Raw genomic sequence first — 19,901 nt, 5'->3', positions numbered from 1 at the left:
CAGTGAGGTGTGTTGCCAAGGGTCAGGGAGGACTTAAACAGAACGTAACGACGAAAACGGCCGCCCGGCGCTCGCCGGACGGCCGATGATCGATGCTGCCATCGTCACGCTCCGTAAGGCACCGGCCGCCACGACGCCCAGTCGATGCGCACGCGCTCGCGCCGCTGCGCGTCCACCTTGACCGGGACCGTCACGCCGGGCGTCACCACGCCCATCGGGATACGCGGCAGCGTCTGCCGGTGCGTCACCTGGTACGCCATCCCCTCCGCCATGCGGACGGTGAGCAGGAAGCTCACCAGCGGCTGCCCGTTGACCGTCACCCCCGTGTCGTCCATGGACTCCACCACGGCCTGCGCGGGCACCCCGGTGGCCAGCAGGCGCTGCCCGTTCCGCGCGATGATCAGGAACGGCAGGCCGACGCAGGCCAGGATGAGAAACGTCCCGCCCGTGATCGCCAGCGACATCCAGATTCCCGTGCTCACTGTCTTCCCCCAGTACTCTCCACCGCCTGCCGGGCGGCCGCATCTCGGATCTTCCTGGGTAGTTCTACGCGGACGGGATTGCACGCCGGTTGACCGCCGGTTGCGTGCCGCATACCAGCTCCATGCCCGCCGACAACGGCCCCCACCCGGCGCCCCAGCGCACACATACCCCGGCACCCGGCACCCGGCACCCGGCACCCGGCACCCGGCATCCGGCACCCGGCACCCGGCACCCGGCACTCGGCCGCCGGGGCATCGGGCCGCCGGGGCATCGGGCCACCGGGCCATGGGCCACCGGGCGGACTATCGGCGGACTACGGGCCGTCGGGCACCGGGCCGCTGGGTCCACCGGCCACCTGCCCGCCAGGCCACCGGCCCGGCCATTGGGCCGCCGGGCCACGGGCCACACCCGCCCACCCGGCTGCTGGGCCACCGGGCCGGGGCGCCCGGCCCGGTGGCCATCGGGCCGCTAGGCATCATGCAGGCGCGCTGATCGGCAGCGCGGCCGCCCGATGATGGTGGCGAGCAAGGCGTGGGAGTCGCGCCGCGGTCGGCGCACGGTGGGACGGAGTCGCCGCGTATCGGGTGACCGGCACCATGGGGACGGTCGGCGTGTGTGGTGCGGGCGCGGGGCGGCGGTCAGCGTTCGATGAGGGTTACCTCGAGGGAGTAGTGGGAGGCGCGGTAGACGTGCGAGCCATGCTCCACCGCACGCCCCTGGTCGTCGTACGTCGTGCGGACCATGGTGAGCAGCGGGGCGCCGCGGCGTTCCTCCAGAAGCCGGGCCTCGGCCTGGGTAGCGGCCCGGGCGCCGATGCGCTGGTTGGCCACCCGCATCCGCACCCCCGCCCCGCGCAGCAACTCGTACAGACCGCGGCCCTGGAGGTCGTCGGCGGTCAGCGGGGCGAGCCCCGGCGGCAGCCAGTTGTGCAGCACGGCCAGCGGCTCCCCGGCCGCGAAGCGCAACCGCTCCAGGTAAAGGACCTGCGCGCCGGTCTCCACGCCGAGGATGCGGGCGACGTCCTCCTCGGCCGGCCGCGGCTCCAGCGCCAGGACCTGAGTGGCCGGCTCCTGCCCGGCCCGGCGCAGGTCGTCGTACAGGCTCGTCAGCTCGACCGAGCGCTTGACCTGACCGTGCACCACCTGCGTGCCGACGCCGCGCTTGCGGACCAGCAGCCCCTTGTCCACGAGATACTGGATCGCCTGGCGGATCGTCGGCCTGGACAGGCCGAGCTTGTCGGCCAGCAGGATCTCGTTGTCCAGCCGGGCGCCGGGGGCCAGATCCCCTCGCCGGATCGCCTCGGCGATCTGCTCGGCCACCTGGAAATAGAGCGGCACGGGGCTGGACCGGTCCAGGTCGATGGCGAGGTTCACGGTCATGTGATCAGCTTAACCGAGGTCAGAATGTCCTGACAAATGGTGTAGACCCGCCCTCTGCCGTCGTGATCTGGGTCGCTAGGCTGAAAGAAATGGATGCGACACAGCTGCTCGATACCGCGACCGAGGCGGCCAGATCCGTCGGCCCTCGGCTCCGCAAGGCGTTCCGCTCCCGGCCCGAGGTGAGCACCAAGCGCGACTTCCACGACCCCGTCACCGAGCACGACCGTGCCGCCGAGGAGGCCATCCGCGCGGTCATCGACGCCCGCGTGCCCGGCAGCGCCATCATCGGCGAAGAGGGCGGCTCGACCGGCTCCGGTGACCTGACCTGGTACGTCGACCCCATCGACGGCACCGCCAACTTCGCGACCGGGCTGCCGTTCTTCTGCGTGTCCATCGCCGCCGCCGTGCGCGGCGAACTGGTGGCGGGCGTCGTGTACGACCCCGTGCGCGACGACGAGTTCACCGCCACCACCGCCGGCGCCTGGTGCAACGGCACACCGATCCGCAGCCGGGGTGCGAGCGCCGACCGCGAGGCGATGCTCCTGTGCGCCTACCCCACACCGCAGGACCTGGATGAGGAGGGCGAGGCGGCGCTGCAACGCTACGGGCGCTTCCTGAAGGCGTTCTCCGCGGTGCGGCGGCCCGGCAGCGCCGCGCTCAACCTGGCGCACGTCGCCGCGGGATGGTCGGACGTCGCGTACGGGACCTGGTCCAACCCGTGGGACGTGGCCGCCGGTGCGCTGCTGGTCCGCCAGGCGGGCGGCGTCTACGTCGGCGACCCGCTGGTGAAGGGGGACTACCTGGCGTACGTGGGCGGGTTCGACCTGGCCGGCTCGGCGCTGGCCGAGGTGAGCGTGCGGCAGGGCTAGCGGCACCACGCCGGGCGAGCGGACCAGGCCGGGCTAGCGGCACCACGCCGGGCGAGCGGACCAGGCCGGGCTAGCGGAGCAGGTGCGGCAGATCGGCCAGCGTCGTGATCCGGGGGAAGCCGGGCGGTGCGGGCTCGACGCCGAGTCGGTCCAGCCAGACCGAGGGCATCCCGGCCGCCGCCGGCCCCGTCACGTCCTTGGCCACGTCATCGCCCACCAGCAGCACCTCCTGCGGCGCCAGCCCGAGCGCGGCCGCCGCACCGGTGTAGGCGCCGGGCGACGGCTTGAACAAGCCGCCGAGCACCTCGCCCGTCAGCACCGTCCGCAACGGCCCGGACAGCCCGATCGCGCGGACCTTCGCCTCCTGCATCCGCTGCCCGCCGTTCGTCAGCACGCCGAGCGCGAGCCCGGACAGCGCCGCCACGGCCCCGGCCGCGTCGGGGTAGGCGGCCCAGCCCTGCCGGTACCGTTCGGCGAAGTCGGCGTAGGCGGCGTCCAGGTCGCCGGGCTCGTCCACCTGCAGCTCCCGGCAGAGCGCGCGCAGGCGGCGGCGCCGCTGCTCCTCCAGCGAGCACTCGCCCGACTGCCACATCGCCAGATACGGGATCTCCAGGCCGGCCCAGAGCGCCGGCACGTCGGCCAGGCGCGGATGGCCGGGGCAGTGCGCCGACACCCAGGCCGTGATCGCGGCGTCGGCGGCGCCCCGGTGGTCGAGCAGGGTGCCGTCCAGGTCGAACAGAACGCCTTTGATCATGACAGTCCCAGCGTACCGGGTAACGCCATGGCCTCCGCGGCGATGCGGGCGGCGGTCTCGCCTGGCGGGTAGCCGAGGGTGAGGCCGCGTACCGACAGCGCGACCTGCGCGAAACGTGCTTCACCCTCGTCGCCCAGGACATAGTCCAGCGCGGGGGAGTGGTGGCGGTGCGCGTCCAGCGCCGCGGCCTCCCGCTCGGCCGGCTCCGGCGGGAGTGCGTCCCGGTAGTCGGCGATCAGCGCGTCCAGGTCGAACAGGTGCGCGTACGGCTCCGCCCGCCCCGCCACCACCCGGATCAGCTCCCCGATCACCCGCGCCTGGTACACCAGCCCGGCGCCGCCGCACTCGGCCAGCCAGCTCAGCGCCTCCTCGGCCGGCAACGTGAACGCCCCGTACGGCTTGCGCCCGTACAACAGAGCCTCGGCGATCCACCGGTCGCACCACAGCTCATCCGCGTACGGCACCGGCGCGGCCGGATCGAGCGTCAGCCCCAGAGACAGCACCGGATTCCAGGGCGACACCAAGGGGCTGCTGAACCGCGGCATGCGCGGGCCGAGCCAGTGGCTGAGCGGGTAGCCGAACCAGACGGTCACGACCTCGGACTGCCGATCCGGCAGGAGACGCTCGTAGGCGCCGTTCATGAGCTGGCCGCCGTCGGGATGCCGCCACGGGCCCGGCATGACGCCCTGGGGGATCGGTGGAGTGCGGTAGTCGGGATGCAGGATCCACGCGTCTACGCGGCTTGATTCCCGGGGCGCCACGGTCTCCGTCCTTCCGGATCGCCGTCTGTCAGAGCACCAGAGTGACACATGGGTCAGCGGTGAGCGCGGAACTCGCCGGCCTGGCGCACGTGGTCGATCATGATGCGTTCCGCGGCGTCGCCGTCGCCGGACTCCAGGGCGGCCAGGATGCCCTCGTGCGCGTCCAGCTGCACCTTGACCTGGGCGTCGTCCAGCCAGAGCGATGCCTCGGCGGGCACGGGGAGGCTGTTGCGCACCGCCCTGGCGTGCGCGCCCAGGAACGCGGGCCCGCCGATGTCCACGATGCGCAGGTGGAGGCGCCTGCTCTGCTCGCCGAGCCGGTCGTTCCTGCCCGCCGCGGCGTCGGCGGCCATGGCGGCGTGCAGCTCACGCAGCTCCGCCAGCTCTTCTGGGGTGATCCGGGCCGCCGCCAGGCGCGTGCCCAGGCCCTCGACGACCGCGCGCAGCCCGTAGTACTCCGCCAGCGCCTCTTCTCCCAGATCCACCACGGTCGCCCCGTGATGGGCCTCATAGCTGATCAGCCGGTCCTTCTCCAGCCGGCGCAGCGCCTCGCGCACCGGCGTGACCGACACGCCGAGCCGCCGGGCCACGTGCCCGGCCCGCAGCGCCGTGCCGCCGGGGATCCGCGCGCTGCGGATCTCGTCCAGCAGCACGCTGTAGACGTAGTCGGCCTTGCTCATGGGCGGCCGCGGCTCGGTGCCTGACATATCCCCAGTGTCTCGTAAAACAGTCACATCGGTTGACCTATGACATATTTCTTATAAGTTACATACCCATGACGAGCCTCGCCGACCTTCGGATCATCGACGCGGCGACGTTGTTCGCCGGTCCCTCCGCCGCGATGATGCTCGGCGACTTCGGCGCCGACGTGATCAAGATCGAGCATCCCCGGCGCGGCGACCCGTCGCGCGGCCACGGCGCCTCCGTGAACGGCGTGGGCCTGTGGTGGAAGACCCTTTCGCGCAACAAGCGCACCGCGGCCGTCGACCTGTCCAGGCACGAGGGGCAGGAGATCCTGCGCCGCCTGGCCGAAGGCTCCGACGTGCTGATCGAGAACTTCCGCCCCGGCACCCTGGAGCGCTGGAACCTCGCCCCCGAGGAGCTCATGAAGCTCAACCCGCGGCTGATCGTGGCCCGGATGACGGGGTTCGGGCAGAGCGGGCCGATGGCCAGGCAGCCGGGATTCGGGACGCTGGCCGAGGCCATGAGCGGGTTCGCGGCCATGACAGGGCAACCCGACGGGCCGCCCACGCTGCCGCCGCTGGCCCTCGCCGACGGCATCGCGGGCCTCGCCATGTCGTACGCGATCATGGTGGCGCTGCACGCGCGCGAACGCACCGGACGCGGCCAGGTGATCGACATGGCGATCATCGAGCCCATCCTGGGCCTGCTGGGACCGCAGATGACCGCGTACAAGGCCCTCGGCCTCGTGCCGCGGCGCACCGGCAACCGCTCCAGCAGCAACGCCCCGCGCAACACGTACCGCACCCGCGACGGCCGCTGGCTGGCGATCTCCACCAGCGCCCAGCCCATCGCCGAGCGCGTCGTCACGCTCGTCGGCCGGCCCGACCTGGTCGAGCAGCCGTGGTTCGCCACCGGCCACGGCCGGGTGCAGCACGTGGACGAGCTGGACGAGGCCGTCGGCTCCTGGATCGCCGAGCGCGACGCCGCCGAGGTGATCGCCCGCTTCGAGGAGGTCCAGGCCGCGGTCGCGCCCGTCTACGACGTGACCGACATCGCAGAAGACCCCCAGTACGCGGCGCTCGGCACGTTCGTCGAGCTGCCCGACGAGGAGCTCGGATCGGTCACCGTGCAGAACGTCCTGTTCCGGCTCTCGGACACGCCCGGCGAGGTCCGCTGGGCGGGGCGGCCGCTCGGCCGGGACACCGACGAGGTGCTCGCCGAGCTGGACTACTCGGGCGAGCGCATCGCCGCGCTGCGCGAGGCCGGGGTGATCGCGTGACCGTGCCCCCCAGCGCCCTGACCCGGTTGCCCGTGACCTGGCTGTACGTCCCCGGCGACCGGCCCGAGCGCTTCGCCAAGGCCGTCGCGTCCGGCGCCGACGTCGTCATCATCGATCTGGAGGACGCGGTCGCGCCCGCGCGCAAGGACGAGGCCCGCGCCAACGCCGTCGCCTACCTGCGTGCGCGGACGGCCGACGTCCCTGTGCACGTGCGGATCAACGACCTGGCCACCGAGCGCGGGCAGGCCGACCTCGCGGCGGTGGGCGAGCTGGCCGACGCCGTGCGGGTGCCCAAGGTGGAGTCGGTCGCCGTGCTGGACGCGATCACCGGCGTGCCCGCGTACGCGCTGCTGGAGTCGGCGGCCGGGATCGTCGCCGCCCGGGACATCGCCGCGCACCCGTGCGTCGCCGGCGTCGCGCTCGGCGAGCAGGACCTGGCGGCCGAGCTGTCCATCAGCGACGAGAGCGCCATGAACCACCTCAGGCTGCAGGTCGTGCTCGCCGCCGGCGCGGCCGGCCTGCCCCCGGTTCCCCTGTCCGTCTACCCGCACGTCACGGACGAGGCCGGGCTCATCGCCTCCTGCCGGGCGGGCCGCGCGCTCGGCCTGTTCGGCAGGACCGCCATCCACCCGCGCCAGATCCCGGCGATCAGGCGGGCGTTCCGCCCCACCGACGAGGAGGCGGCCAGGGCCGCCGAGATCGTCGAGGCGGCCGAACAGGCTGAGCGGGCGGGGCTCGGCGCGGTCGCGCTGCCCGACGGCCGCTTCGCGGACGCCCCGATCGTCGCCCGGGCCCGCCGCACCGTGGCCCTGGCCCGGCAACTCGCCGACGAGGCATAGCCGAGCTCGTCGAAACCCGCCTCGCACTGGGGCGGTACCGGCGGTCCGGCCTGGAACCGGGCGCCGTGTCCGCACTGGGCCTGGCGGTGACCGTGGCGGCCGGGGTGACCGGGTTGCTCGGTTTCGTGATGTCGTACCTGCTTCACTGGACGGGCGGCGACGACTAGGACGGCTGCCACCAGCGGGCCGACAGCTCCCCGTCCTCCGGCGGCGGCCCCGGCAGCTCCCGGTGGGCCGGCGGCACGCGCAGCGAGTCCATGACGAGTGTCAGGTAGCGGTGGCGTAGCTGCGTGGTGCGTTCCTCGTCGCCGAGCTTGATCGAGGCGATCTGCTCGAACAGCAGCGCGATGTCCGCCGGCGTCACGTCCGGCCGCAACACGCCGGCCTGAACCGCCCGGTGGTGGATCTCGGTGGCCAGGGACCCGGCCCTGACCGCCAGCCGGCCCAGCTCCTCCGTCGGCTGGAACGTCCCCGCCAGCTTGATCGTCAGCGAGTTGGTGTCGGCGTCCACGATGCCGCGAAGATACCCCGCGAACGCCTCCCACGGCTCGCCGTCGTCGGCCAGCGCCCGCTCGGTCACCTCGATGTAGAGCTCGAGCCCGTCGCCGCACAACTTCTGCAGAAGGGCTTCCTTGCTGGGATAACGGCGATAGAGTGCGCTGATCCCGACACCCGCCTTCTCGGCCACGGCCGCGATGGGGGCACCGGGATCGGCGGTGAAGACCGCCCGGGCCGCCTGGAGGATCAGCTCGTCGTTACGCGCGGCCTGCGCCTTGCGGCCGCTCATGGGAGTGGTGGTCATACCCTTCAGTATACGGGAACGAATAATTCCGTTCTGCTATGAGGGTCACCATGTGGCGCAGAGGCGCTCGGCCGCCCGGAACGCCAGGGCCATGATCGTCAGCACGGGGTTGACGGCGCCGTTGGTGACGTGCACGGAGGCGTCCATGACGTAGAGGTTGTCGTGGCCGTGGACCCGGCCCCATCGATCCACGACCGACGTCCGCTCGTCGTCGCCCATCCGGCAGGTTCCCGACTGGTGCTGTCCCGCGTACAGGGCCAGGCGAGCCGGCTCCGTCCACGTCCGCCGCGCGCCCGAGGCGAGCAGCCATTCGCGGGCCCGGCCGGCGATGTAGGAGGCCGTACGCACGGTCTCCGGATGGGTCGTGCCGGACAGGCGGGCGACCGGGATGCCCCACCGGTCGCGCACGTGGCGGTCGAGCCGCGTCCTCGCGTGCGGGCTGGGGATCTCCTGGACCGGCCCGCCCACCCGCATGACGCGGCGGTAGTTCTCGCGGATGTACCGCTTGTTCTCCATGCCCCAGCGGGGCACGTCAGGGGGCAGATTGCCGGCCCAGAAGGCGATGGGCAGCACGGTGAACTCGTCGGCGAGCATCGCCCCGCCGACGACCCCGTCGTTGTGGTGCGCGAAGTCCAGCGTCGCGAGCGAGACGCCGGGCCCGAGCCCGTCGTACACGGGCTCGGGCATCTCGCCCAGAGCCCACGCGTAGGCGTGGCCCTGCACGTGCCGCCCCACCTGATCGTGGTTGTTGCCCAGCCCGTACGGCTCGCGCCGGGTCGGTGAGTTCTGCAGCAGCCGCGCGGTCTCGATCGCACCGGCCGCGCAGACCACGACCTCGGCCTCGACGACGTGGCGCGCCCCCGACCGGTCCACCCAGCGGACGCCGGTGACCCGGCCGGCGGGATCGCATTCGACCCGTTCGGCGACCGCCTCCGGCAGCAGCCGGGCGCGGCCGGTGGCGAGCGCGCGGCTCAGCACCGTGTTGTGCGTGCCGTTCTTCGCCTCCACCTGGCAGGCGAAGCCGACACAGTGCCGGCAGCGGGTGCACGCGGGCCGTCCCGCGTACGGCACCGAGTTGATCAGCAAGGGCACCGGCAGCACGTCCCAGCCGAGGGCGGCCGCGCCCCCGCGCAGGGCTCTGCCTTGCGGTCCCTCCGGAAGCGGGGGCATCGGGTACGGCTTGGCGCGCGTCCAGTGACGGCTGCTCGCCTGGTGGTCGCCGCAGACTCCGATCTCCCACTCGGCGCGCTCGTAGGAGGGCGCGAGGTCGTCGTAGCCGATGGGCCAGTCGGCGAGGCTGCTCCCCGCGGGGACGCCGTACGTGCTCGCCATGGCGAAGTCGGCGGGCAGGAACCGCCACGCCTGGGCCCCGTAGAGCCGCGTGCCGCCGCCGACCAGCGTGGCGTTGCCGTGGAAGCCCGGCTCGTGTGCCCGCACGACATGCTCGTGGCCCGCCGCGTCGACGAAGACCCGCGGGCCGTCCTCGTAGTCCGGCCCGGAGCGGTGGGGGTAGCGGGTGATGCGGTGGTTGCGGAGGTGGTCGCGGCCGATCTGCTCGTACGTGAGGTCGCGGCCGCGTTCCAGCACGACCACCTGCTTGCCGGCCTCGGCGAGCACCGCGGCGGCGACCCCGCCCCCGGCGCCCGATCCGATCACGACCGCGTCCACCCGCATCAGCCGCACGCCTCTCGCCCGATCACCCGCGTACCTCGCCCGATCATCCGCGTACCTCGCCTGATCACCCGCGTACCTCGCCTGATCACCCGCGTACCTCACCTGATCACCCGCGCACCGGACCCGATCATTCGCTCACCTCGAACCCGATCATCCGCCAGGAGACGGCGTCGCGGTTGCCGCCGTTGCCCGGGTCGCCGTAGAAACCCTCCATGACGTGGCCCACCACCGTGCTCACGAACACCGTCGCGTCGAACGGCCACGGCGTGCGGGTCTCGCCGGCCTCCACGTCCCGCAGCAGCGCCTCGCGCCGCTCGTACGGGAGCACGGGGAATTGCCCGCCGTACCTCTCTCGCGCCTCGGCCTCGACGGCGTCCAAGCCCGCCGCATAGTGCTCGCGCAGGTCGAACCGCCCCTCCAGATAATCGAGCACACCGGCCTCGGTGCCGCTCGGGTACTCGTCGGCAGGGACGATCGTGTCCACGACGGCGCTCAGCGTCGCGGCCTGCTCAGGGGTCATTCCCCACAACGGCGCGCCGGGCTCTCGCACGTGCTCTCCATCTCGATCACTTGTCCTTCGGCGTCCAGTATGCGCACAGCTGTGGCGACGATCTGCCTCTTGTGCTGGCTGTTCGTCGTGCGTCAGTAGGTCCAGTCCAGGTCGCCCTCCGGTGTGACGCCGGGGTTGAGTCGCGGAGCGGTTCGCCATGCTCCAGCGCGTGCGCGACGTCCTCGAGGAAGTCTCCTAACTGCTGGTGAGCGTCTCGTAGGTGTCGGGCCGGCGGGTCTCGAGGAAAGGGAACAGCGTCAGCCAGTCGCGACGCTGGTCGAGGTCGAGCGCGGCGACCAGGACGGCGTCACCGGCGCGCGGGGCCTCGGCGAGCACCCGTCCGTAGGGGTCGGAGATGAAGGAGTGGCCGTAGAACGTGATCAGGCCCTCCTCCCCCCAGCGATTGGGCACCACCATGAAGGTGCCGTTCGCGATGCCGTTGCCGACGATGACCTGCCGCCACAGCGGAGCGGTGTCGAAATCGGGGTGGTCGGGCTCGGAGCCGATCGCGGTCGGGTAGGCGATGACGTCCGCTCCCGCGAGCGCGTACGCCCGGGCGACCTCGGGGAACCATTCGTCCCAGCAGGTCGGCATGCCGATCCGGGCCCGGCCGGCCAGGTCCACCGGACGGTACGCCTCCGGTCCGGCCGGTCCGGGCCGGAAATAGTGGTCCTCGTAGTATCCGGCCGTCCGCGGAATGTGGGTCTTGCGGCGGCGGCCGAGCAGCGTGCCGTCCGGGGCGAGGAGGATCGCGGTGTTGAAGCCCAGGCCGTCCGCACCCGGGCTGCGCTCGAAGAGCGAGGCGTGCACGTGTACGCCGGTCTCGGCGGCGGCGTCCCGGGCGAAGGCGCAGGTCGGACCCTTCTCGAGGTCCTCGGCGGCAGCGGTGGCGTCACCGGTGGGCCGGGTGTCGGCAGGATAGCGGGAAAGGGTCAGCTCGGGCAGGAAGACGACCTCGGCGCCGGCGCCGGCGGCGGTCCGGATGCCGTCGAGCAGCGCCTCCCGGTGCTCTGCGGGATCGGCGTGCCAGCGCGTCTGCACGAGCGCGACGGTGAGCGTGCCCCGCACCGGCGGGTCGACGCGGGCCGGCGACCCGGTCGGTCGCGCGATGATCAGTTCCATCGTGTCTCCTCGATCGGCTGTTGCTGGGTGATGCAGTGGATGCCGCCGCCGAAGCGGAAGATGTCGCGGGCGTCGACCAGGACGACGTCACGGCCGGGATAGGCGTGGCGGAGCACGCGGGCGGCGTCGGCGTCGCGCGGGTCGTCGAACGCGCAGACCACGACCACGCCGTTGGCGACGTAGTGGTTGACGTAGGAGTAGTCGGCCAGTTCGCCGTCCACCTCGGTGACGGTGGGTGCGAGCAGTTCGATCACCTCCAACCGGTTGTCGCGGAGGATTTCGGTGATCTCGCGGGTCACCTCGTGATCCGGGTGGCCACGGTCGGGCTGGGTGTGCACCACGACCGTGCCGGGGCAGGTGAACGCGGCGACGATGTCGACGTGTCCGCGGGTGCCGAACACGCCGTAGTCGGCGGTCAGTCCCCGTGGCAGCCAGATGGCGGTGCTGGTGCCGAGACGTGCGTGGATCTCCGCCTCCACCCGCTCGCGGGACCAGCCGGGGTTGCGGTCAGGATCGCGCTGTACGGTCTCCGTGAGCAGCACCGTTCCGGCGCCGTCGACGTGGAAGCCGCCGCCTTCCTGGGTCAGCGGCGAGCTGATGTGCGGGACGCCGGCCAGCCGGGCGATCCGCCGGGCCAGGTGCCGGTCGTCGTCCCAAGTCGCCCAGGGCTGCGCGCCCCAGCCGTTGAACGTCCAGTCGACGGCTCGTACCCCGCCCGTCGCGGTGTGCACGAAGGTGGGTCCGCTGTCGCGCAGCCAGGCGTCGTCGAGCGGCACCTCGACGATGGAGATCCGCGGGTCCAGCAGTTCGGTGCGCTCGCCAGGATTGATCAGCATGGTGACGGGCTCGTAGCGCACGATCGTGTTGGCGACTGTGGCCCAGGCCGCGCGGGCCGCGGCGAGCCCGGCCCCGTCGCCGAAGGTGGCGTTCGGGGTGGGGAAGGCCATCCAGGTGCCGGCGTGCGGTGCCCACTCGGCGGGCATGCGGTCGTTCGTGCCCGCCGTTCCCGTGGGCGCGATGTCGCCCCCGGCGCCGGGCGCGGTCTGCCTGGTGATGGCCGGCAGAGACTCCGCGGCCGCCTCGAGCGGGACGCCGGCGGCATTGAGCTCGCCGGTCCTGGGCGGTGTCTCTTCCGGCATGCGGGTTTCCTCCTGCGGGTGTGGATCGTACGAGGGGCTAGTGAATGAGGTCGGCCAGTCCGGTGAGGAGGATCCGCAGGCCGATCTCGAAGGAGCGCTCGGAGCGATCGCCGGGCTGGGTCCGGGTCGCCGCGATCGCGGCGCTGAGGGCGGACTCCGGGTCGCCGGAGTCGGCCCAGACGTCCAGCGGCGCGCTGGCGTCCAGGGCTGATCCGAGAATGAAGCAGTCCAGGACGCTGACCACATGCAGCAGGTCCTCGTCGGCGAAGCCGGCCCGCCGCAGCACCGTGGACAGTGACTCGTAGGCGGCCAAGGTCTCCGGCGCCGTGACGGTCTGGAGGGTCAGCAGCGGCACCACGTGCGGGTGCCGCGCGAAGGCCGACCGGTAGCGGCGGGCCCACTGCTCGGTGTACTCGCGCCAGTCCATGGCCTGATCGAGCGGTTCGGCCATCTCGCGGGTCAGCAGTCCGCGGATGCCTTCGATGACCTCTTCCCGGCCGCTCGCGAAGTGGTGGTAGATCGACGAGACGCTGACGTTCAGCGTCGCGGCAAGTTTCGGCATCGACAGCGCGCCGGTCTCGTCGATCTGGCGGAGCGCCGCGGCGGTGATCTGGTCGCGGGAGAGCAGGGGAGCGTGGGGGCGGGGCACGGTCGGGGTCAGCTCCTCGCAGTGGGCGGACATGAGACGTTCATGGTGACACCGGCGTATCGGCACGATGCACGACCTCCCCGTCGACCACGGTGAGCAGGACGGGCGACTCGGCGAACTCGTCGGGGCCGGCGGTCAGCGGGTCGAGCCCGAAGGCCACCAGGTCGGCCGCGTACCCGGGCGCGAGCCGCCCGCTGCGTCCTGCCAGGCCGGCGGCTTCGGCCGCCTGAGTGGTGAATCCCTCCAGCGCCATCCGGGCGGTGAGTGCCTGTCCGGGCAGGACCGGCTCAGTGTCCAGCCGCCCGGCGGGGCGGCGCAGCCGGGCGTCGGCGATGATGGCCCGCGGGTCGAACGGGGCGATCGGCCAGTCCGAGCCGAGCGCGAGCCGGGCGCCGTGCTCACGCAGGTCGCGGCAGCGGAACGCGCGGCGGGCGCGGTCGGGGCCGAGCCGGCTCGACCAGTTGTCGCTGTGGTCGGCGCGGGTGTAGTGCGTGCAGTGGGTGGGCTGCATGCTCGCGGTGACGTCGAGCGCCCGGAACTGCGGCAGCAGGTCGGCCGGCATCGTCTCCAGGTGCTCGATGCGGTGCGGGACCGGCGACCGTCGCGGCAGGACGCCCAGCGTCTTGAGGACGTGCCGGATGCCGGCGTCGCCGATCGCGTGGGTGACCGTGGGGACGCCCCGCTCGGCCAGATAGCGCACCGCCGCGCTGTAGCCGGCCGGGTCCGGCCAGAGCGGTGCGGTGGACTCGCCGTGGGTGTCCGGCTCCGCCAGCCACGCCGTGCCGCCGTCGACCGTACCGTCGATCATGAATTTGGCGCCCTCGACGCGCCAGCGGCGTCCGCGCAGGCGTTGTTGTTCCACGACGCGCGCCAGGTCGGCGGCGGAGGTGGCGGGCATGACGAAGGGCGCGAAGCGCCATCGCATCGGCAGCGGGCCGGCGGCCTCGAGCGCGCGGAACAGCTCCAGCGCGTCGCCCTCGAAGTCCATCGCGTTGCCGGCGGTGTAGCCGGCCGCGGCCATCCGGCGCAGCAGGTCGAGCAGCCGGCGCCGCCGATCGGCCGGATCGTCCGCGGGCAGCAGCGCCCGGACCGGTTCCATCGCCTCCAGTTCGAGCAGGTGCCCGGTCGGGCGGCCGTCCGGGTCGCAGACGACACTCGCGCCGGAGGCGAAGTCGCGCGGTCCGGTGATGCCGGCCAGCGCGAGCGCCTGGGGACTGACCAGCGCCGAGTGCGCGTCGGCCGACGTCAGGTAGACGGGGACGTCCGCCCCGAGCGCCTCGACGAGGGGCCGATACGTGATCGGGGCGCCGCCGAAAACGTTCGGGTCGAGGCCCCAGCCGCAGAGCCACTCGCCGCGGGGCGCCGCGCGCAGTGCGCGGATCAGCTCGTCGATCGTGGACACCGTGGAGAGGTCGACGCCGCGGGTCAGATCCAGGCCCATCACGGGGTGAGAGTGGCCGTCGACGAGGCCGGGGGTGACCGTGGCGCCGCCGAGTTCGATCACCTGAGTGTGGTTGCCACGCCAGTCCCGTACGTCGTCGCGGGTGCCGAGCGCGGCGATCAGGCCGCCGCGGACCGCGAGCGCGGTGACAGCGGGTCCGGGCGCGCCCATCGGGTGGATCCGGTCGGCCAGGACGATGAGGTCTGCGCCGGTCATGCGGTGGCACCTGCCGGAGCGGCGGGATCCCCCGGCTCGGAGGCGGACGCCGCGGGGGCCGGCGAGGTCGCGGCTTCCACGCGGCGGACGTCCTCGCCGCCGATCAGCGCATGCACGCCGGGGCGGCGGTTCTTCAGGTAAAAGGACCAGCCGACGCCGACGGCCAGCACCGCCGGCACCAGAGTGATGAGGAACGCGTTCGTCGCGGTCCCGGCGCCGGTCAGCAAGGCGATCTGCGCGACGATGGACCACAGGGCAAGGGCGAGCAGCACCGTGGCCAACGCCGCGAACGCCATCGCCGCCCGTGCCCCTCGGACGCTCCGGCGCCGCAGGAAGTAGGCGAGCACCGCGGCCGACGTCAGCACCTGCAGCACCATGACGCCCAGCACGCCGGGCGTGTTCACCAGCAGCAGGAGCTGCAGGTAGGGGTCCCCGCCCGCGATGGCGAACGCGGCCACCACTACCGCGGCCAGCACGCTCTGCACCGCACCGGCGTTCGCCGGTGACAGGAACCTCGGGTGCGAGCGGCCCAGCACGCCCGGCAGCAGCCCGTCGTGCGCGAGGGAGAAGGCGTACCGGTTGATCGCGTTGTGGAACGCCAGCTGCGAGGCCAGCACGCTGGTCAGCACCAGCACGTACATGATGTCGCTCGCCCAGCCGCCGACGTAGGTGTCCATCGCGGCGAAGAACAGGCCGGCCGGGTCGGCGGCGGCGGCCGCGACGACCTCGGCGTCCCCGAACGCCTGCACGACCGCCCAGCCGACCAGGCAGTAGAACAGCGCGAGGAACGCGACCGCCGCGAACGTGGCACGCGGAATCGTCCGGTCCGGCCGGCGTGCCTCGCCGCGGTAGAGCGCGGTCGACTCGAAGCCCATGAACGCGGCGAAGCAGAACCCGAAGATCGCGAGCATGCTCGGCTGCGACAGGGCGTCCGCCGAGAAGGTTCCCGCGGTGAGCCCGCCGTTCCCGCCTTGCACCAGGACCGCGACCACCAGCAGCGCCAGGATCAGCGTCTCGGCGGCGAGCAGCACGCCGAGCACTTTGGCGCCGACGTCGATGCCGCGCCGGCCGAGCGCCCAGACCAGCACGATGCCGACGCCGGCGAACAGCCACCAGGGCGCCGTGTGGCCGGTGAAGCGGGTGAACGCGGCGGCGAACTGGGTGCCGAGCAGGCCGTAGACACCGATGTGCAGCGCGTTGTACGAGATCACGGCCAGCATGCCGGCCGCCGCGCCGAACGTGCGGCCGAGTCCGAGCGTGATGTACGCGTAGAAGGCGCCGGCGCCGCGGGTGTGGCGGGTCATGGCCGTGAAGCCGACCGCGAAGATCGCCAGCACGACGCCGGCGATGAGGTAGCCGGCCGGGGCGCCGATGCCGCCGATCGAGATGGCCAGCGGTGCGACGCCCGTGAGGATCGTCAGTGGCGCCGCCGCGGCGACGACCATGAACGTGATGCCTGCCGCGCCGAGCGCGCCGGTTTTGAGTTGGGCCGGTGGGGTGGGGGGCTGCACTTGTGGGGTGGTGGCCACGCGGACTCCAGGGGCGGTGGGGAGGTGCTGGCGTGACCATAATCGAATCGGTTTCGGTTTGTCGATGGTGTGCGCAAAGTTCTACGGAGACGACCTTCGCGTCCACGTCGTCGGCGACGCGACGGGGCAGCGGCTTATGACGCCCATGCGGCGGCGAGTCGCGAGCCGGTCAGGTCGAGCATGTCCAGCGTGATGTCGGTCCCCGCGGGCACGTCGGCCAGCAGGCGTTTGTTCGCCGCCAGGTAGTAGGGAGCGAGCTTGGGCACGGCGGCGACCAGCTGCGTCGTCACCCCGTCGATCTCGTGGTGGTGCCCGCCCATGGCCAGCAGTTCACCGGCGCGGAAGTCCCGCTCGGTTCGCGTGATCATGAGAGCGTGCGGCTCGGGCCGCCGGGCGGCGCGTCCGTGCAGCACAGCGGAGAACAGGGTGAACGGCGTTTCGATCCCCATGAGGTGATAAGGGAGGTAAATCGCGGCGTAGTCGCCGGACCGGGACACGACGTGCCCCTTGGCTTTGAGCAGCTGCCACACCTCCCGGTCGGCGCATCGGGCGATCACGAAGACGCCGCCGGCGAAGCTCGCCTCGTCCGGCCTGCGCAGGCATCGGAACACGCCCAGCTCGCCCGGCCCGGCCAGAATGCCGCCGTCGGCGGCCGGGACGAACACATCGGCCAGCTCCGTCGCCCGGCACAGCGGCGCCACCAGCCCGCCGGGCGTCGGCAGCAGCCCTGTCACGTTGGCCACGACGTTCATCTCGCAGCAGTCGGCGGACGGGCTCCAAGGAGCGTCGATCGTTCCCCTGTCGTCGAACGCGTCGACCACCACGTCGTACTCGCTGGACTTGCCCGCCGCCACCACCTCGAGCCCGAGCGTCCGCGCCCAGGTGTAGAGCCCGATGAGGTTACCCGGCTGGTCGCCGTCGGCGACCGTGTACACGGCGTCGTGCTCCTCCGCGAGCCGCGCGAGCCAGGGACCCGCGACGGCGTCGGTCTCCTTCGAGACCATCACGACGTGCACCCCGCGCCGTAACGCCCGCTCGGCGATGTCCAGGCTCACCTCGGGCGAGCCGGTGGCCTCGACCACGACGTCGAGCGCCAGGTCGTCGAGCGTGGTGTAGTCGTCGCTCACCGGCGCGCCGCCCGCTTCGACAGCCGAGGGATCGAGGTCCACCAGCGCCGCCACGTCGATGTTCGGCAGCAGGCGGCACTGGGCGAGCAGGGAACGCGCGTAGGCTCCGGCGGCGCCGGTCACGGCGATCCTGATCCGCCGATCCCCCAGCCCGCGGTAGATGAGTTCGTAGTTCATGCGCGTGCGAGGCCCGGGTCGAGCTCGGTCAGCAGGCGTACCGCGAGCGCCGCCCGCCGTACGCGCTCCCTGCCCAGGCTGATGGCGGTGGCCTCGAGGTGCGCCCCGACCGGGTAGATGTTGGGCGCGTTGCGTACGCCCATCTTCAGGTAGACGGGTGCGGCGGCCCTGACGATCTGGGCCGCCTCGTACATGCGCACGAACCCGCCCTGGTCGTCGGGCACCTCGAGGTAGAGGTCGATCGGCAGGCCGGTGGCCGCCCTGATCTCGCCGAGCTGCTGCACGGTCAGGTCGGTGGCCACGTTGAGGGTGGAGGCGCCGAGCGAGGCGAACACGGCGGCGGTCGGCCCGTTGGTCACCGGCATCAGGACCGAGGTCTTGAGTACGAGGTCGGCGGGCAGCCGCCCCTCGGCCTTGAGCCTGCCCAGCACCGACAGCACGCCGACGTCGCCGACCAGCAGACTCCGGACGCCCAGGTCGCAGGCGCGCAGCGCGTCGTTGACGCAGGCGGCGACCATCTCGTTGCCGCGGGCGGCGGCGCCCACCGCGTGCGTCGCCTTGGCCTGCCCGCCGATGTCCCAGGCCGCCCGGGGGCCGAGGAACAGGTTGACCTCGATGCTGCGCTCGGCGCCCAGCTTGACCATCTGCCGGATCTCGTCGTCGGTCAGCATGAACACCCCGCTGCCCTGCGAGGTGCGATGGATCCGCACATCCAGCCGGTCGGCCTCCTCCAGCACGGCCGCCAGCACGGCAGGACCCTCCACGCTGGGAATCTCGATCTTGTACGGAGAGCCGTCGGCGAAGGCGGCTCCGGAGGCGGCCACGGGGTCGGGCAGCCGATGCCCGAGGCCGGCCATGAGCTCGGCGAGTTCGTCGCGGGTCATGTGTCCTCTTCTCTGTTCATGATCACTTCTGCGCGGCCGAGCGTCGTGCCGCCGCCGTCCAGGTCGAGGACGAGCCGGTCGCCCTGCTGCTCCGCGACCGTCAGGCGGCAGGTGAAGGGCCGATCGCGAAAGTCCATGCCGCGATAGCTCACCTCGAAGCTGACGAGCCTGCCCCGATCGCCCAGCCAGGCGGTCACCAACCGGCCCAGGAAGGCGGCCTTGAGCAGCCCGTGCACGGCCAGGTCCGGATGTCCCAGGTCGCGGGCGAAGTCGAGGTCGTAGTGCATCTCGTAGAAGTCGCCCGAGGCGCCCGCGTACTCGACGAGCCGGCGCAGGTCCGGGGTGACGACGAGCTCCGCCGTCATCGCCTGATCCTCGTTCCCACGTGCCTGACCACCAGTTCGCCGTCGGGGCGGCGGAACTCGGTGACGAACGTGAGGATCGCCATCGTGCCCGTCCTGCCCCCCTTTTCCACCACGTCGTCGAGCCGGAGCCGGGAGCGGACCACGTCGCCCAGCCGCAGCGGCGCGTGGTACTCGAACCGGTCGCCGCCGTTCAGCCAGCCCTTGCCGTAGTCCTGGGCGGCGGGCAGCGGCGGCGGTTCGTCGAGGAAGCAGGCGGTGAACGTCAGTGGCACCGCCCCCTCCTCCGGCTCGCCGATGGCGTGCAGGAACGCGCGTAGGTGGCGGCGCTCCACGATGTCCTCGCGTTCCCGGTGCGTCCAGCCGATGCTCTCGCGGAGCCGGTCGATGCTCACTGGCCGAGACCCTCCTCGGTTCTGATGCGGTGCAGCCACTCCAGGGACTCGGGGGTGTGGCCGCCCACGACGTGCTCGATGTCCTGCAGGAACGCCCGATCTCCGTGCGAGACGATCTCCTGGAGGACGGCCTGCCGGTCACCCGTCTCGATCACTTCGAACAGCCTGCGATGCCTGGCGGCGTCGCCGAGCAGGTCCTCCTTGGGCTCGCGGACCCGCCTGTTCATCGCCATGCACAGCACGAGCTGCAGGTGCAGCGACCGGTAGGCGTCCTCCAGGCGCCGATGTCCCGACAGGCCGATCACGGCGGCGTGGAACTCGTAACCGGCCTCGATCACCCCGACCGCGTCGCCCGCCCGCGCCACCTGCTCCAGGCGCGCGAGCGCCTGCCTGACCCGCTCCAGCCTGGCCGGATCCCGCGCGGGGACGCCCAGCTCGACCGCCATCCGCTCGAGCTCCCTGCGCAGGGTGTAGATCTCGTAGACGTCGTGCAGGGTCAGGTTGGTGACGATCGCGCCCTTGCGCGGGATCTGCGTGATCATGCCTTGCTGTTCGAGCACCCGCAGCGCCTCACGCAGCGGCGGCCTGCTGATGCCGAGCTCCTGGGTCAGCCGGTTCTCGATCACCCGGTCTCCGGGCTTCAGCTCGCCCGAGCTCATCATCCGCACCAGGACTTTGGTGGCGAGCTGGACCAGGCTGGCGGGATGCTCGATGCGTTGCGACATGGCTCCTCGAGAAGTTCGGGCTAGGTCTTGTCTACAGCGATTGTCTTCTGTAGACAATAGA

The 19,901-nt window shown here is 72.2% G+C and carries 21 protein-coding genes; 3 read left to right on the top strand and 18 right to left on the bottom strand.

Features of this window, described 5'->3' with window-relative positions; genetic code table 11:
- Window positions 1–104: 104 nt before the first annotated feature.
- Both EDD27_RS22760 and EDD27_RS22750 read right to left on the bottom strand, forming a co-directional pair.
- Window positions 105–482: a hypothetical protein gene (locus tag EDD27_RS22760; protein WP_127934162.1), complete on the bottom strand. Its 378-nt coding sequence runs from the start codon at window positions 480–482 to the stop codon at window positions 105–107.
- Window positions 483–1,121: 639 nt separating this feature from the next.
- Window positions 1,122–1,862, bottom strand: a complete 741-nt coding sequence (locus tag EDD27_RS22750; protein ID WP_127934160.1) for a GntR family transcriptional regulator — start codon at window positions 1,860–1,862, stop codon at window positions 1,122–1,124.
- 89 nt (window positions 1,863–1,951) lie between these two features.
- On the opposite strand from EDD27_RS22750, the gene EDD27_RS22745 reads away from it, so the two are divergent.
- Window positions 1,952–2,731, top strand: coding sequence for an inositol monophosphatase family protein (locus EDD27_RS22745; RefSeq protein ID WP_127934159.1), 780 nt, complete (start codon window positions 1,952–1,954; stop codon window positions 2,729–2,731).
- 70 nt (window positions 2,732–2,801) lie between these two features.
- Here EDD27_RS22745 and EDD27_RS22740 read toward each other — a convergent pair whose 3' ends face one another.
- The 3 genes from EDD27_RS22740 to EDD27_RS22730 are packed head-to-tail and all read right to left on the bottom strand — an operon-like array spanning window position 2,802 to window position 4,953.
- A complete protein-coding gene (locus EDD27_RS22740; RefSeq protein WP_127934158.1) occupies window positions 2,802–3,485 on the bottom strand; it encodes an HAD family hydrolase in 684 nt (227 codons plus the stop codon).
- Entirely contained in the window at window positions 3,482–4,246 is a 765-nt protein-coding gene (locus tag EDD27_RS22735; RefSeq protein ID WP_127934157.1) for a hypothetical protein, read from the bottom strand. The genes EDD27_RS22740 and EDD27_RS22735 overlap by 4 nt, the downstream gene beginning before the upstream one ends.
- Window positions 4,247–4,299: 53 nt before the next feature.
- Window positions 4,300–4,953 (bottom strand): GntR family transcriptional regulator, encoded by a 654-nt coding sequence (locus tag EDD27_RS22730; protein WP_241564198.1) that lies wholly within the window; start codon window positions 4,951–4,953, stop codon window positions 4,300–4,302.
- Window positions 4,954–5,021: 68 nt separating this feature from the next.
- Here EDD27_RS22730 and EDD27_RS22725 point away from each other — a divergent pair, with 68 nt between their 5' ends.
- The gene (locus EDD27_RS22725; RefSeq protein ID WP_127934156.1) at window positions 5,022–6,209 is read left to right on the top strand and encodes a CaiB/BaiF CoA transferase family protein; all 1,188 of its coding nucleotides are present in this window, start codon (window positions 5,022–5,024) and stop codon (window positions 6,207–6,209) included.
- Window positions 6,206–7,048, top strand: a complete 843-nt coding sequence (locus EDD27_RS22720) for an HpcH/HpaI aldolase/citrate lyase family protein (protein ID WP_241564197.1) — start codon at window positions 6,206–6,208, stop codon at window positions 7,046–7,048. Before EDD27_RS22725 ends, EDD27_RS22720 begins: the two co-directional genes overlap by 4 nt.
- Window positions 7,049–7,211: 163 nt before the next feature.
- Here EDD27_RS22720 and EDD27_RS22715 read toward each other — a convergent pair whose 3' ends face one another.
- The 13 genes from EDD27_RS22715 to EDD27_RS22655 form a co-directional block, all read right to left on the bottom strand.
- Complete coding sequence (locus tag EDD27_RS22715) at window positions 7,212–7,850, bottom strand: TetR/AcrR family transcriptional regulator (RefSeq protein ID WP_241564196.1); 639 nt, start codon at window positions 7,848–7,850, stop codon at window positions 7,212–7,214.
- A gap of 45 nt (window positions 7,851–7,895) precedes the next feature.
- Complete coding sequence (locus EDD27_RS22710) at window positions 7,896–9,524, bottom strand: GMC oxidoreductase (protein WP_241564832.1); 1,629 nt, start codon at window positions 9,522–9,524, stop codon at window positions 7,896–7,898.
- Window positions 9,525–9,651: 127 nt separating this feature from the next.
- A complete protein-coding gene (locus EDD27_RS22705) occupies window positions 9,652–10,074 on the bottom strand; it encodes a gluconate 2-dehydrogenase subunit 3 family protein (protein WP_164903756.1) in 423 nt (140 codons plus the stop codon).
- Between the two features lie 195 nt (window positions 10,075–10,269).
- Complete coding sequence (locus EDD27_RS22700; RefSeq protein ID WP_127934154.1) at window positions 10,270–11,196, bottom strand: nitrilase-related carbon-nitrogen hydrolase; 927 nt, start codon at window positions 11,194–11,196, stop codon at window positions 10,270–10,272.
- Entirely contained in the window at window positions 11,187–12,335 is a 1,149-nt protein-coding gene (locus EDD27_RS22695; RefSeq protein ID WP_241564195.1) for an agmatine deiminase family protein, read from the bottom strand. Before EDD27_RS22695 ends, EDD27_RS22700 begins: the two co-directional genes overlap by 10 nt.
- Window positions 12,336–12,372: 37 nt before the next feature.
- Window positions 12,373–13,017 (bottom strand): TetR/AcrR family transcriptional regulator, encoded by a 645-nt coding sequence (locus EDD27_RS22690; protein WP_127934153.1) that lies wholly within the window; start codon window positions 13,015–13,017, stop codon window positions 12,373–12,375.
- Window positions 13,018–13,024: 7 nt separating this feature from the next.
- Window positions 13,025–14,641: an amidohydrolase gene (locus tag EDD27_RS22685; RefSeq protein WP_127934152.1), complete on the bottom strand. Its 1,617-nt coding sequence runs from the start codon at window positions 14,639–14,641 to the stop codon at window positions 13,025–13,027.
- Complete coding sequence (locus EDD27_RS22680; protein ID WP_206641609.1) at window positions 14,638–16,170, bottom strand: APC family permease; 1,533 nt, start codon at window positions 16,168–16,170, stop codon at window positions 14,638–14,640. Before EDD27_RS22680 ends, EDD27_RS22685 begins: the two co-directional genes overlap by 4 nt.
- Window positions 16,171–16,304: 134 nt before the next feature.
- Entirely contained in the window at window positions 16,305–17,474 is a 1,170-nt protein-coding gene (locus EDD27_RS22675) for a homoserine dehydrogenase (protein WP_127934151.1), read from the bottom strand.
- Complete coding sequence (locus tag EDD27_RS22670) at window positions 17,471–18,358, bottom strand: U32 family peptidase (protein WP_206641608.1); 888 nt, start codon at window positions 18,356–18,358, stop codon at window positions 17,471–17,473. The genes EDD27_RS22675 and EDD27_RS22670 overlap by 4 nt, the downstream gene beginning before the upstream one ends.
- Window positions 18,355–18,723 (bottom strand): MaoC/PaaZ C-terminal domain-containing protein, encoded by a 369-nt coding sequence (locus EDD27_RS22665; protein ID WP_127934150.1) that lies wholly within the window; start codon window positions 18,721–18,723, stop codon window positions 18,355–18,357. The genes EDD27_RS22670 and EDD27_RS22665 overlap by 4 nt, the downstream gene beginning before the upstream one ends.
- Window positions 18,720–19,115, bottom strand: a complete 396-nt coding sequence (locus EDD27_RS22660) for an FAS1-like dehydratase domain-containing protein (RefSeq protein WP_164903755.1) — start codon at window positions 19,113–19,115, stop codon at window positions 18,720–18,722. Before EDD27_RS22660 ends, EDD27_RS22665 begins: the two co-directional genes overlap by 4 nt.
- The gene (locus EDD27_RS22655; protein ID WP_127934148.1) at window positions 19,112–19,840 is read right to left on the bottom strand and encodes a GntR family transcriptional regulator; all 729 of its coding nucleotides are present in this window, start codon (window positions 19,838–19,840) and stop codon (window positions 19,112–19,114) included. The genes EDD27_RS22660 and EDD27_RS22655 overlap by 4 nt, the downstream gene beginning before the upstream one ends.
- Window positions 19,841–19,901: the final 61 nt, after the last annotated feature.

It is taken from the genome of Nonomuraea polychroma (assembly GCF_004011505.1).
In the GTDB taxonomy this organism is placed as follows: domain Bacteria; phylum Actinomycetota; class Actinomycetes; order Streptosporangiales; family Streptosporangiaceae; genus Nonomuraea; species Nonomuraea polychroma.
Note: the sequence above shows the minus strand (reverse complement) of the source record. Positions and strands in the feature narration are given on the sequence as shown.